Here is a 14,628-nt window from a genome sequence, read left to right on the forward strand (position 1 = left end):
TATTATACCTATTGTCTTTCAAGTTGCAGGTGCCGTGGCCGCCATTACTTAGCGTCTACACGCGGCAATGATTGCTGCAGAGTGCTGACCTCCTTCCAGGTTTTCCAGCCTTTCGGAGTGGCATAATCTGACTTGCCATTGTGGCTACCAGAAACTTGCGACAGTACAGCTATTCCCTGTGGTTCAATCACTGCCTGATGGAAGAAATCAGCCAGTTTTCGCGGCGTCAGTTTTTTAATTTCGGCGACTACTTTATCACGCGAATCAAAATCCAGGTTTCCGCGATCGAAATCTTTGCTCAGTTGTGAGGCCTCCTGTGACAAGGTCTGCGGTGCCTGCATAATTTCACTGATCATCCCCTGCTGCATTTGAGCAAAATCTTCAGCGCTCATCTCACGCAACTTCTTTTCAGCCGTTGGGTAAAACGCTTTAAAACGCTGGTACAAGTAGGCTGGTTGCTTATCGTTACTTTGCAGTAAGAAACCAATCCCCCACTGGCGGCCAACTGACATCGGGAAAGCAAACACCGCATAGCCCAGTTGCTCCTGGGTACGCAACTGGTTGTAGAACCACGGCTGAATGATTTGCCCCAACATTGAGCTGTAAGCAGTACTGACCGTTTCATCGAAACCTTTCGGTACATAAACTGCTGCCAGCGCGGAATCTGTGCTGCCTCCTGTTTTTTCAAACATCGCTAAATGTTTGCTATCAACAAGCACGTCTTTATTGCGGCACCACTCATTACCTTTGGTAGTCAGCTGGCTTTGTACGTTATGCGCAAGCTCTTTTGCCTGATCAGGAGACATATTGCCCAGAACTAAAAACTCAGGTTTAGCACCTGTTTTTAAAACTTCCCGGTAATCAAGCACGTCTTTTATCGTCAGAGCAGGCAACAACGCGCGGCGCGTTTCACGCTGGAAATACGGCACCTGCGACACCATCTGCACCGGCATAATCGCCTGATCGTAAGCTTTGCCTTTGTCTGCCGAATCCATCATTTGGGCATACCATGATTTTGCCTGATCCAACTGCTCTTGAGTCGGTGTATAGGAGAAATAGCCTTTTAGCAGCGCTTCAAAAAGCTGCGGCAAACGTTGGGTGTAACCATTGGCATTAACCATCAAACCGCTGTTGGCATTAGTCGAGAAACCAATACCGCCAATCGAAGCCTGGTTGCTTAACTCGTCCAACGCGATGCCTGCCAGGTAGTCATTCAGGGCAAACAATACCTGGTTTTTCGCACTATCCATTGCCTGCGGGTTACGCAGCACCATCGTCACGTCAGCTTTCGGTTCGCTGGCAAAATAGTGGCTTGGCATATACAACACACGCAGACCGGGTTCTTTCACCAGTAATTCTGGGTGAGCATAGGTTTTGTCAGGTTTAACTAACGTAAAGTCATCCGGGATATACGGGTTCAATTGTGGCAATGCCAGTTTGATTGCTGCCGCTTTTTCCTGCCAGGTATTGAAGACTTGCGGGGTGATTTTATCGACCTGATAAGGCGCTTCTACAAAATAAGCCGTTTTGTTATGTGGCTCTTTCGGGCTGATATACCAGACACGTGCATTTTGCGGCGTCATCATATCCAGGCGTGCTTTAATAGCCGCTGGATCGTATTGATCGGCGATGTTGACAGCATCAAGTGTGTGCTCGACAGGCACGCGTAACATGGTGTCTGCTAACCATTCTACGTAATCCATATCACGGGTTATTGATGGATAACGGAAGTCGAGATCGAGAACATGGGCAAGCTCGTCGAAATAACTTTTATCGACGCCATTCTCACGCATTTTATTTAAGTAACTGAAAATAGCCGCAACCACATCATCACGCTGCGCGAGACCTTTATCAGTCAACGATACAGAGATAGCGAACACGCCACTATTGCCGTTAACTAACGGGTCGGAATCGGCACGGATGCTATCTGCCAGCCCCTGCTTTTGCAGCCAGTCAGAAAGTGTATTGTTGCTACGGTTGCCAATCAAATAGCCAATTAACTCATCAGTTTTGCTGCGGAATTTATCGCTATTATTGTCGATACGGAATTCAACACGCACCACTTTGCGAGGCAATGCGGGGACGTAATGAATTACGACTCCTTTTTGCGCATCCGTGACAACCGGCACATTAATAACTGGCCGTTCAATGTTTTTATTCGGCACCCGGCCATAGGTTTCCACAGCAATTTTTGCCAGTTCCGGCAATGGTTTATTACTGTAAATAACAGCCTTCATTAGGTTCGCAGAATAATATTTATCACGGAAAGCTACCAGGGCGTCCAGCAGCTTACTGCCTGGTTTGTCGCGCAGAGTTTCAAGGTTACCGCCGGAAAAACGCGAACCCGGATGTGCAGGGTTGATAGTTTCAGCACTAACTTGCGCCATACGCATACCGTCACGGGCGCGAGCTAAGGTCAGCTCAGCATTAACCGCATTACGTTCACGTTCGGCATATTCTGGGGCGAGATTTGGCTCAGCAATAGCATCAGACAAACGGTCAACTGCCCCTTCCAGCGCATCGTTTTCCACTTCGAGATAAAACGCAGTGCGGTAAGTTGCAGTACTGGCGTTATGGCTGCCACCATGCTTTTTGAGAAACTCTGACAGGCTATCCGGCTCCGGATATTTTTTAGAGCCCATCAGCGTCATATGTTCAAGATAGTGAGCCAAGCCAAGATGGTCGTTAGGATCTTCTAAAGATCCAACAGGAACAACCAACGCAGACAATGACTTAACAGCTTGCGGATCAGAAACCAGCAGGACTGTCATACCATTATCAAGACGTATAGCCTGATATTGACGGTTGTCTTTCTCACTTTTGCGGATAGTTTCCTGGATAGGTTGCCAACCCGTGTCTGCCTGACTTAATGGTGCCCAAATGGCAACTAACAACAAGAAAAGCGGTTTTAACCAGGTGCTGCATTTAGGCATTCACGAACCTCATAATCACGAAACTTCCTAACTCACTCATCATTAACAACTTTTAAAAACAATCTGCAATTTTAGTTGTTTCTTTTTTCGCCAACCCTGAGCAAGTAGCGCATCATAGATGAACCCGCCGGGTTGTGCAATTTTTATACAGCCATTTAAGCTTTATTGAAACGAAACAGCGGCAGTAAGTAGCGCTCTGCCTCTCTTATAATCGCCTCGTAGTAATCAGGCTCAAGCGTACGATATAGGCGTTGTAACCACATATCGGCCCCCTCACCTTCAACTCTCTGATTCCCTTCCCAGGCCGCCAACAGTTTACTTTTGGCTTTCTGTTGCGTTTGCTCATCCCATAAAATGGCATCATTTGCGGGTTCATAACAGGCTTTTATCCATGCTCCACCACTCATGGGAAGCAATAAGAGCGGTTGTACCAATCCTTTCCGATAACCATCAATAAGTTGCTGGAGATAGCTTTTTGCCTGGGTCACATCAAGTGCAGGGAATTTCCACTCTGTTGAATCCCGTCCGTACAGTCGGCTTTCGCCATCGCCTCCCAATGCACACCAGACAACATGTTCAATCCATAGCTGCAGACCGTGTGCCGGATTGAGGATGGAAGGACGCCAGCGTAATAAGCCATCAGCCTGCACATCCGACAACCAACCTTCAAGCCTTGTTCCGTCTAAATCTAGCGAGACCTCCAGGCTGTTACCGTTTTGCCGTTCGGCTCTCACTTTTTGCGCCAGTTCAGCCATTTCTGTTAACTGGGTTTCCCATAAAATCTCACCGAAAGCTCCATACGGCAACGAGCCTGCCGCACGGTAGCGGCGGAATAGTTGCTGTGTGTCACCTTCCTGAACCAAAGTATTGAGCAGTTCCTGATTCATCTGGAAACGCTCCAGACTATCTAATGTGAACGGCTCGGCATCGGGTAAATCGCTCTCTTCAAGTCGAAAATGGATACCCAGACGCATCTGGAAAAACGCTCGTACAGGATGACGCCAGAAACGCTGTAATTGGTCGAGCGTAATGACTTCCTGGCTCTCTTCTTGTAATGGTTGAATAAATGCCACCTGGGTATGGCCCTGCTCACTTGCAGCTGGCAGCCATTCGTTGGCATAGCTTTGTACTAACGCTCCTGGCAAAAAATTACCAGCCTCAAAAGGAGTGCGAAAATGCAGCTGGACCAGATGTTTTTTCACAAGCTCACTACTTTCATCACAGGTGAGTTCCGTATCCTGTGGCAAGCAATGACTTTGCGCGATGTAGTCCAATAATTCGTCAACCAGCACTGAAGGGTAGCGTTGGCTGTTGTCCTGAATAGACCGCCCGATATAGCTGATATAAAAACGTAATTGCGCCGAATTGAGGGCCTCAAGGAACAAGTAACGGTCATCATCCCTGCGGCTACGGTCACCACGTTGCGGCTTCTGGCTCATTAGATCAAACCCAAGTGGCGCCAGCGTGCGCGGATAAACGCCATCATTCATACCAAGCAAGCACACAACTTTGAAAGGAATGGAACGCATCGGCATCAGGGTACAGAAGTTTATTGGCCCGGCCAGGAAACGTTGACTGATACGTTCCTGATCGAGGCGCTGGGCCAGCTCGTCACGTAATAACGTCAGCGAGATATGCTCCTGGTAACGCGACTCAAGACCATATTTAATGATCTCTTGCCACTGCTGTTCAATCAACGCCAACGCACCTTCTGTTTCAGTATCAGGCAAGAAGAAGCTCGATAACATGTCGCGGCAGACTGTTGTCCATTCGGCTAATGGCCGAGCTACAGAGAGCTCTCTACGCCAGATGTTCAACTGCATTAATAATTCAGCCAGTTGCCCGACAAGTTCAGCAATTAAACCACTCGACTCATCGTAAGGGAGAATTGACTGCCATTCACCCGCCTGGCTATCCATTGCATAACCCAACAGCATACGCGTGAGACCAAAGCGCCAAGTGTGCTGCCCGGTTGCGGGAAGATCCAATTCACGCACATTGTCGTCGTCAATTCCCCAACGGATCCCAGATTCATTGACCCATTGGCGCAAATAGCGCAGCCCTTCTTCGTTAATTGAGAAGCGAGCAGCCAGTGCGGGAACCTCAAGCAGCGCAAGAACATCCTGTGCTGCGAAACGGCTATCAGGAAGGGAAAGTAGAGAAATAAACGCCTGCAGAGCCGGGTGAGCCTGCCTGGCGCGACGGTCAGAAATAGCAAAGGGTAAGCGGCGCTCACCAACAGCATTACCAAATACGGCCTGGATAAATGGGCTGTAGCTATCGATATCGGCCACCATCACGATAATGTCTCGTGGTGTTAGCGACGGATCAGCATCCAGCATCGCAAGCAGTTGATCGTGCAGCACTTCGACTTCACGCTGAGGACTGTGACATTCATGGAATGTCACTGATTGATCATTAAGGGCAAGAAGGCGTTTCTTATGGCTATGTTCAAACTCTTCTTCGGTTAATCCGGTGACAGCATTGTTTTGCAGCTCCAGCAAATCGTACTGCACATTGCGCAGCACGTTGTCAGGCTCAATATCGACAAATACATCAATCTCTTCAAAACGCTGTAATTCAGCTAACAAGTACGTGTAATCACGCCCCAACTTCCCCCATGAGGCCAGTAGTGGGTTGCCAATATCTTGCTCACCATCATCGTTGAACAATGCTGAGGCGGTGTCGCAATCTTTAAACAGTGGCAGCGTGATGTCTCGCTGCGCGTGGCTACGACGTCGACGGCTGATCAAACGTGCAAGATAAGCGGGGTCTTTAATATCGCCCCAGTAGTAGCGGCAAGGGTTGGTAAACAGCAGATGCACGTCAATGTGCTTACCAAGTGCCTGTAGCGCCTGAAGGTAAACCGGTGGCAATGCCGAAATACCACAAATAAATACACGCGCTGGCAAGCCCGGCGGGCATTCACTGCTTTTTTCCAGAGTATCAATGAAACGTTGATAGAGATTTGCACGGTGCCATTCCGGCTGTTCAAGTTCTTGCGTATGCCGTACCAACGCAGCCCACAGCGGGGCCTGCCACAATTGGGCTTCACCCACATTGTCTGCGAGTTCACCTTTTTCCCACAGGCTTAACCATGAAGGCCGATAAACTAAATATTGGTCATAGAGGTCAGCAATTCTTGAGGCTAACTGGGAGAGTTTTCGCCCATTATCATCTTCTTCAAGATACTGACTCAGCAGTGAAAATTCAGGCTGCTCCAGCATCGTGGGGATGAGCGTCATCAATTTCCAGCTCATGCTTTGCTTGTTGAAAGCACTTTGCTCAGGAATGTCTGGTAACACACGGACAAACATATCCCAGATGAAACTGGCTGGAAGCGGGAAGCTAATGTTCGCTGCGATACCAAATTTTTGTGCCAACGTCATTTGTAGCCACTGAGCCATACCGGTGCTTTGCACCAATACCACTTCAGGCTGGAAAGGGTCCGGCAACGGTTGCCTTTCCACAATAAATTCCATAATTGCTTCCAGCACATCCAGCCGGTTGGAATGGTAAACACGCAACATAGAATCGCTACTCCTGACTTTTCTCTTTTTGCGGGCAATGTAGCCGCGATAGCTGCCCGGTTCGCCCGCCAGGGCTAATAATAGTAACGGCGATGCTGACACATCCCGCCGCTGATGTCTGCTGTCGACTGACTTTCCATCCATCTGTTGGCAATGGCACATCAGGCTCGCTCATTTCTACGGCTAAACGCCATAGCTGGCGAGAATGCCATTGCGACTGAAAACCTTGTTGTAATACCCGGTAATACCCCAGCAGAGCCAGCATCACCACTGAAAATAGTGCCATAGCACACAACACTTCTATCAGGCTAAATCCGCGCTCTAACGATTTTACTGTGGTAACTGACATCTGGGCACCTCAGCTAAAGGGCAAAAATCCAGCCAGCCATGAGGGGTCGATAACCAATGTGAATTATCTACAACACCCCATCGCCACAGTGTCAGTGGCAATTGCGCCCCTGAATAAGTCCCACGCACCGCCATCAGCACCTCATTTCTCTCGACCAATAAGACGCAGGCTTTCCAGCCTTTTTCTATTTCTTGCTGGCACTGCCAGGTTTGCTGAGGTTGCCAGGTTAACTGACTTCCCCAGGCTTGAGCAGAAATGGCAGCAGCATATTGCTTAAGAAAACCCACTTCGCTGGCGACTAAGTGACGCTGGTGACTTAACTGTCGTTGTAATCCACCTAGCATTAATAACCCCAGCGCAAACAACAGCAGCACGAACCCGAGGGTAATATTTCCCCGCTCAGGATGCCCACTCACAAGTTATATCCCACTACGGTATGGCGCAAAGACACCAGGTTTTGGCCTTTTTTGAAAGCCGCTTCCAGTTCAATTATTAACAGCGGAGGCATTGAGTGACGAGCCTGGCGGGTCACCGAGAATTTCTGTATAGCCATTATTGCTGGATCGGATACTTTCTCCCAGCCACTCCCTTCACAACTGGTAGCTCCGCGCATAAATTCCAGATTGCTACCGTTTAGTCGATAGCCTGCCAATTCAGTCTCGGCATGGCTGGAGGGCTCCCAGCGCCCATTACTATTGCTATCCCATTGCAACAAAACGCATCCGCCCTCTTTGCGCAGTATCAACCCATCTCCCTGGCAGCTTCCGTGACAATAGCCTGCTCTTTGCAACTGTTTACCCAAACTGAACGCCAACTGCCAGAGTGACTCTTGTAGGCTTTCTTTTTGATATTGCTGCAATACTGCTTGTTGCAGAGCTGGAAATAACCGTCCTGCACCTAGCAAAACAATACTACTTAATGCCATTGCAATGAGCGTTTCCAGTAAGGTGAATCCCTGCTGATTTAGCTGCATTTATTGCTCCCTATAACCTCGCAGACACGAACTCTTCCCTGAGCCGATAGAACAACCCGCCATTTGCCAGCCAAGCTTTGCAACATGATATGTCCAGGCCAGGCGGTATTTCTCAATCCATAAAACCCCATACCTGGCGTTATCTCAGTGATATCAACATCAGTAAAAGGCTGGTTCAATCGCCAGCGTTTGTCAGAATGACATTCACTGTCCTCCACCAACTTACTAGTAAGACACCACATTTTTTCTGTTCGCTTCACGACTAACAGATGGTCTCTGTTATGCCAGTTAGCATCACTTCGTAGTTGTTCAAGCAAATTGCGGACATGTTGGGTGGTTATCCACAGCCGTTGCTGTTGCTGCCACTGTTGCCAGCCAAACACACCACCTGCGCCAAGTACCGCAACAATGATCATTACCACCATCATTTCTATCAGGCTAAAGCCTTGTTGTTTTGTTTTCATGGCGGCAGTGTGCCAGCCGAAAAATTCTTCGCCACAGCCAAAGAACTATTTTTCGGGGTGACTCGAAGGATAGTTTTACTGTTTCATCAGGTTGCAAAAGTGCTGGAAAGAGGCTCGCAAAGACGAAATTCAGGCAAAAAAAAACCGGCGCACAAATGGCACCGGTTATGGCAGGCTGTCGGTCGTCAGATAGCGACTGGCGCTTTGATCGCAGGGTGCGGATCGTAGCCTTCAATGTCGAAATCTTCGAAATGGTAATCGAACAGTGATTCAGGTTTACGCTTGATCACCAGTTTTGGCAGGGCACGTGGCTCACGCGTTAGCTGCAAACGAGTTTGTTCGAGGTGGTTGCTGTACAAGTGGGTATCACCACCGGTCCAGACAAAGTCCCCCACTTCCAGGTCGCACTGCTGCGCCATCATATGCACCAGTAACGCATAGCTGGCGATATTAAATGGCAGACCAAGGAAGATGTCGCATGAGCGCTGGTAGAGTTGGCAGGAAAGTTTTCCGTCAGCCACATAGAACTGGAAGAACGCATGGCATGGAGCCAGGGCCATTTTATCCAGCTCACCCACATTCCACGCCGAAACGATAATACGGCGCGAGTCCGGGTCATTTTTAAGCTGGTTAATCACGGTTGTTAACTGGTCAATATGGCGGCCATCAGGCGTTGCCCAAGAGCGCCACTGCTTGCCATACACTGGGCCAAGGTCGCCATTTTCATCTGCCCATTCATCCCAGATAGAGACGTTATTTTCATGCAGATAAGCAACGTTAGTGTCACCTTTCAGGAACCATAACAGTTCATGAATAATGGAGCGTAGATGGCAGCGTTTAGTGGTAACCAGCGGGAAACCATCTTGTAAATTGAAGCGCATCTGATGACCGAAAATCGACAGCGTACCGGTGCCAGTGCGGTCATCTTTTGGAGTGCCGTTTTCCAGCACATGTTTCATCAAATCAAGATACTGTTGCATGTTTCCTCACGAAAGCTGTTGCTGCGGACGACGACGATACGCCCAAACCATCATTACCACACCGGCGACAATCATCGGAATCGAGAGGATTTGCCCCATGCTGATGTACTGCACCCACGCACCGGTAAACTGCGCATCCGGCTGGCGGAAGAATTCAACGATAATGCGGAAAGCACCATAGCCAATCAGGAATAGGCCGGATACAGCCCCCATTGGGCGCGGTTTACGGATGAAGATGTTAAGAATGATGAACAGCACGATACCTTCCAAAACCATCTCGTAAAGCTGAGAAGGATGACGTGGTAAGACACCGTAGGTATTAAACAGCGACTGCCATTCAGGGTGAGTCGCCAGCAGGCCAATATCTTCACTGCGGGAGCCCGGGAACAGCATCGCCCACTGGAAGTTAGGATCAACACGGCCCCACAGTTCACCATTGATGAAGTTGCCCAAGCGGCCTGCGCCCAAACCAAATGGGATCAATGGTGCAATAAAATCAGCAACCTGGAAGAATGAGCGGCGAGTACGGCGCGCAAACCAAATCATCACGCAGATAACACCAACCAGTCCGCCATGGAAGGACATACCGCCATCCCAGACTTTAAACAGATACAGTGGGTCAGCAAGGAAGGATGGCAGGTTGTAGAAGAAAACATAACCAAGGCGTCCGCCGAGGAATACCCCAAGGAAGCCAGCATAAAGCAGGTTTTCGACTTCGTCTTTCGTCCAACCGCTACCTGGCTTATTGGCGCGACGACCTGCAAGCCACATAGCAAACACGAAACCAACCAGGTACATCACTCCGTACCAGTGCAAAGAGACTGGCCCGACGGAAAAAATCACCGGGTCAAATTCAGGGAAATGCAGATAGCCACTATTCATCTGTCACCACAAACCATTGTTACCCCACCGAAAGTCGACGATGGGTTGCAAGTACGCATCTGTGCGGATGCGCTCCGAAAGCAGCGGATCATAGCACAAAGGGCTCAAGGGTTAAGTCCGTTAAGCTGGTGAAGTTGTAAAAGATATGTAATGCCAGATGGGGAGGGTGAACAGTCCGCCGGCTTAGTACCTATTCCAGCAGGCGTTATTGTTGCAGGCATTTTGGACACGGACAGCGCGCCACAACCGGAGCGTACATGTAGTACGTGAGGATTGTGAACACTGCCCGGGTTCAAAATACAAATAAAATAGCCTGATGGGCCAGAAATTAGCGCCCGCCGCGAATCAACCCGCCCATACCCCGGCGTTCCATGAAGGAAGCTACCTGGTGGCGCACTTCTGTCGATAATTGAGCCTCCAGGCTACGCTGCGCAAGCTGCTGTGTCTCTTCCAGGCTAATGTGACGCAACAGATATTTGACGCGAGCCACCGAGCGGCCGTTCATCGACAAATGGCGATAACCCATACCAACCAGCAGAGCCACGCACATCGGGTCACCCGCCATTTCACCACATAAACATAGGTCAATACCGTTACGTTCCGCCTCTTTCGCAATGTGGCTCAACGCACGGATCATTGCCGGGTGAAGGCTGTCATACAGGCTTGCAACGCGAGTGTTATTACGATCGACGGCCAGCAAGTATTGCGTCAGGTCGTTGGTGCCCACAGAGATAAAATCAACCCGACTGGCAAGGTGCCCCATCATAAATACCATCGAAGGGACTTCAACCATCACGCCAATACGCGGCTTAGGTAGCTCATACCCCAGTACTTCTTCTACTTCACGCCCGGCTCGATCAATCAGGCGGCGTGCCTCATCAATCTCGTCGATGCTAGTGATCATCGGTAGCAGAATGCTCAGGTTGCCAGTGGCAGCGTTAGCACGCAGCATGGCCCGCACCTGCACGAGGAAAATCTCGGGTTGGTCAAGCGTGATACGAATACCTCGCCAGCCCAGACACGGGTTTTCTTCACTGATTGGCATATACGGCAGTTGTTTATCGGCACCGACATCAAGCGTACGCAGCGTGACCGGCTTTTCGTTAAACATCTGCAACATGCCCTGATACTGGGCGACCTGCTCTTCTTCCGATGGGAAGCCGCTTTGCAGCATGAAGGGGATTTCGGTGCGATAAAGCCCGATACCATCAATCCGGCTGCCAAGCAGTTGTTCATGTTCCGGGCTAAGACCCGCATTCAACATTACCTGAACGCGTTCGCCGCTTTTCAATGCCGCTGGCTGATCAACGTCGTCTTCAACCAGGCGGGTGAGTTCGTTTTCTTCAGTGATGAGCCGCTGGTATTCCTGCAACAGCACGGTTTCAGGATCAACCAGCAGTTCACCGCGGTAGCCATCGACAACTAACGTGCGGCGATGCAGCACTGAAGGCTGAATATCAGCCCCCATGACGGTTGGAATACCCAACGCCCGCACCATGATTGCAGCATGCGAGTTCGCAGCACCATCGCGCACAACAACACCAACCAGGCGGTTTTGCGGCAACTCAGCGAGCGTGGTTGCAGATAGCTCATCAGCCACCAGCACAAAGCGTTCAGGCCATGTATTTGGGCTCTGAATGTTGTCATCAAGATGGAATAGCAGACGTTGACCGAGCGTGCGGAGATCGCCCGCTCGTTCTTTTAGGTAGCTGTCGCTGAGGCTTGCGAATTGCTCCGCAAATTTTTCGATGACGGTTTTAACTGCCCATTCTGCCACCGACCCTTTATCCACCTCTTCGAATAGTTCACGACGAAGTCGGGCATCGGTAAGAAGGTGAGAATAGAGGTCAAAGATGGCCGCAGTTTCTTTCTGAGCCCCCGCTGCGAAGCGTTTGCTATAGCGACGAAATTCGTTAGAAGCCTCTTCAAGAGCAGCAGTTAGACGTTCACGCTCAAGTGTCGTATCGAGTGTAGATGCCTCAGACACTTGCTCCATTAACGGAAGTGTTGAATCCATCCAACCTTCGGCAATCGCCACACCTGGAGATGCAGGCAACGCACGAATACGCGTTTGGCGATATTGACCAAATAAGGCAGCTAGCTGTGATTGAGAGAGGATTGCCGCCATTTGTGTGGCGAGCGTGACGAGGAAAGACTCCTCGCTTTCATCATATTGCCGGTGCTCCCGTTGTTGTACTACCAACACACCCAGCAACTGGCGACGCTGGATGATAGGAACACCCAGGAAGGCGCGAAAACGTTCTTCTTTTACTGCAGGAACATATTTAAAACTTGGGTGCTTCTGCGCATCCGCAAGGTTTATCGGCTCTGCAAGACGCCCAACCAGTCCGACAATGCCTTCATCAAATGCGAGTGTAATGGTGCGACCACGTGGCTTTTTAAGGCCACGTGTTGCCATCAGATAAAAGCAGCGCCTGTCATGATCTGCGAGATAAACCGAGCATACCTCGGTATCCATCGCAAGGCAGATATCTGTAACCAAAATATCCAGCGCCTCATTGAGGCGCGGGGCACTGGCAACCTTCTCGACTATTTCTCGCAGACGGGTGAGCATTTTTCGCGTGACTTAACCTCTTTTACGTCGCCATGCAGGCGCGTTATTACGTGGTGGCGCAACTTCCTGTAGCGGCATTACGACGCTGGCAAACTCTTTCATCACCCGACGATAAACATCGCGTTTAAAGGAGACAACCTGACGAACCGGATACCAATAACTAACCCAACGCCAACCATCAAACTCTGGGGTACTACTGGTTTGCATATTGATATCGTTATCGCTGCTGATCAACTGCAAGAGAAACCATTTTTGTTTCTGGCCGATACAAACCGGCTTTGTGTCCCAACGCACCAAACGTTTAGGTAACTTGTAACGTAACCAGTTTCGGGTCGAGGCGAGTATTCGGACATCTTTTCGCTGTAAACCCACTTCCTCGAAAAGTTCCCGGTACATTGCCTGTTCCGGGGATTCGCCAGGATTGATGCCACCTTGCGGAAACTGCCAGGAATGTTGACCAAAACGCCTGGCCCACATTACTTGACCCTGCCGATTACAGATTACGATACCAACATTCGGGCGGTAGCCATCATCATCGATCACCGGACTACCTCAAAACAAACTTAGATTAGGGCGATTGTTTCATACAAGCGCTAGACGGTAAACCACTGTGTATCGCTTCTCAGAAGGAATAACATTTGAATAACTCACAAAATATGACCGAGTTATAAACATTAACGTGGATGGGCCTCGCAGTTTATTCACTTTTTCTGTGGATATAACTGTGAAGAACTACCTTATACACTCGGGACAACTTAGGATAACTCCTGAAGCTCGTTAAAAAGATGAAATAAAATATTCAATATATTCAGTGCAATAAAGATAGAATGAATAACTCTCAGCTCAGTAATGTGACGATCATCACACACTAAGATCTCACGCTGATGAAAGATCGACCAATGACGTTTTTATCCACAGATTGTGCCAACAAGTTAGTCACATTCTGTCGAAAAATTGGGTTTTACCCCCAGTCAAGGCTGTAAATCGAACCAGTAGTGAGCTTTTTTATCACTTATCCCATTTTTCTGTGGATAACCCGGTGTAAGATCCTGTTCACTCCCGGTGACCAGAATGGGAAAAGGTTTTTGAAGAATTGATAAGTGAAAATTTTAGGCGATAAAAATGATGCAAAATCAGTACATTGTCATTCTTACCCCCGAGACGCTAAACTATTTCCACGTTGTGGGTAAACTGCGTTCACTTTTTGACCAACCAGTAACAAGACATCATGCAAACACTCAATCCCTTAGTTAACCCTCCAGAAAACGAACAGATTTTACTGACACAAGCTCAGAGGCTGGCAGGTTATACGCTAGGTGAACTGGCAGCTCTAGCCAGATTGCCGATCCCAAAGGATCTAAAGCGTGACAAAGGTTGGATCGGTGTTTTGCTCGAACTATGGTTGGGTGCCAGTGCCGGTAGCAAACCTGAACAAGATTTCGCAGCATTAGGAATTGAGCTGAAAACCATCCCTGTGGATAGATTTGGCCGCCCGTTGGAAACTACTTTTGTTTGCGTGGCCCCGCTCACCGGCAACACCGGGGTGACGTGGGAAACCAGCCATGTGCGCCACAAATTAAAACGGGTGCTGTGGGTTCCGGTTGAAGGAGAGCGGCAAATCCCCCTTGCTGAGCGGCATATTGGCACCCCTTTGCTGTGGGCTCCTTCCGAAGAGGAAGAGCAGCAGTTGCGTCAGGATTGGGAAGAGTTAATGGATTTGATTGTACTCGGCCAGGTTGAGCGCATCACCGCACGCCACGGAGAAGTGTTGCAGTTACGCCCCAAAGCCGCCAACAGCAAAGCGCTAACCAATGCATTCGGTGCAGATGGCGCGCCAATTCTTACACTCCCGCGTGGTTTTTATCTGAAAAAGAACTTTACCGCCGCTTTACTGGCTAATCATTTCTCGTTGTAGATTCATTTAACTTGCACCCTGTTCCTG

General features: G+C 49.4%; 11 protein-coding genes. 1 reads left to right on the plus strand and 10 read right to left on the minus strand.

Features of this window, described 5'->3' with window-relative positions; all coding sequences use genetic code 11:
• Positions 1–44 precede the first annotated feature (44 nt).
• The 10 genes from ptrA to rppH all read right to left on the minus strand — a co-directional run bounded on the left by ptrA (position 45) and on the right by rppH (position 13,229).
• Entirely contained in the window at positions 45–2,933 is a 2,889-nt protein-coding gene (gene ptrA / locus EDF88_RS10025; protein WP_134184476.1) for a pitrilysin, read from the minus strand.
• Positions 2,934–3,088: 155 nt separating this feature from the next.
• Positions 3,089–6,463, minus strand: coding sequence for an exodeoxyribonuclease V subunit gamma (recC, locus tag EDF88_RS10030; protein ID WP_134184478.1), 3,375 nt, complete (start codon positions 6,461–6,463; stop codon positions 3,089–3,091).
• A 7-nt stretch (positions 6,464–6,470) separates the two neighbouring features.
• Positions 6,471–6,812, minus strand: coding sequence for a prepilin-type N-terminal cleavage/methylation domain-containing protein (locus EDF88_RS10035; RefSeq protein ID WP_064513419.1), 342 nt, complete (start codon positions 6,810–6,812; stop codon positions 6,471–6,473).
• The gene (locus EDF88_RS10040; protein WP_243839605.1) at positions 6,794–7,156 is read right to left on the minus strand and encodes a DUF2509 family protein; all 363 of its coding nucleotides are present in this window, start codon (positions 7,154–7,156) and stop codon (positions 6,794–6,796) included. Before EDF88_RS10040 ends, EDF88_RS10035 begins: the two co-directional genes overlap by 19 nt.
• Positions 7,157–7,224: 68 nt before the next feature.
• A complete protein-coding gene (locus tag EDF88_RS10045) occupies positions 7,225–7,785 on the minus strand; it encodes a prepilin peptidase-dependent protein (RefSeq protein ID WP_134184480.1) in 561 nt (186 codons plus the stop codon).
• Complete coding sequence (locus tag EDF88_RS10050; RefSeq protein ID WP_134184482.1) at positions 7,776–8,249, minus strand: prepilin peptidase-dependent protein; 474 nt, start codon at positions 8,247–8,249, stop codon at positions 7,776–7,778. Before EDF88_RS10050 ends, EDF88_RS10045 begins: the two co-directional genes overlap by 10 nt.
• Positions 8,250–8,434: 185 nt before the next feature.
• Complete coding sequence (gene thyA, locus EDF88_RS10055; RefSeq protein ID WP_134184484.1) at positions 8,435–9,229, minus strand: thymidylate synthase; 795 nt, start codon at positions 9,227–9,229, stop codon at positions 8,435–8,437.
• A gap of 6 nt (positions 9,230–9,235) precedes the next feature.
• Positions 9,236–10,111 carry a prolipoprotein diacylglyceryl transferase gene (lgt, locus tag EDF88_RS10060; RefSeq protein WP_064513429.1) on the minus strand — a complete coding sequence of 292 codons (876 nt, stop codon included), beginning with the start codon at positions 10,109–10,111 and terminating at the stop codon, positions 9,236–9,238.
• Between the two features lie 328 nt (positions 10,112–10,439).
• Positions 10,440–12,686 (minus strand): phosphoenolpyruvate--protein phosphotransferase, encoded by a 2,247-nt coding sequence (gene ptsP / locus EDF88_RS10065; RefSeq protein WP_134184486.1) that lies wholly within the window; start codon positions 12,684–12,686, stop codon positions 10,440–10,442.
• 12 nt (positions 12,687–12,698) lie between these two features.
• A complete protein-coding gene (gene rppH, locus EDF88_RS10070; protein ID WP_034457550.1) occupies positions 12,699–13,229 on the minus strand; it encodes an RNA pyrophosphohydrolase in 531 nt (176 codons plus the stop codon).
• A 685-nt stretch (positions 13,230–13,914) separates the two neighbouring features.
• Here rppH and mutH point away from each other — a divergent pair.
• Positions 13,915–14,601: a DNA mismatch repair endonuclease MutH gene (mutH, locus tag EDF88_RS10075; protein ID WP_134184488.1), complete on the plus strand. Its 687-nt coding sequence runs from the start codon at positions 13,915–13,917 to the stop codon at positions 14,599–14,601.
• Positions 14,602–14,628 lie beyond the last annotated feature (27 nt).

This window comes from Buttiauxella sp. BIGb0552, assembly GCF_004366275.1.
GTDB classification, from domain to species: domain Bacteria; phylum Pseudomonadota; class Gammaproteobacteria; order Enterobacterales; family Enterobacteriaceae; genus Buttiauxella; species Buttiauxella gaviniae.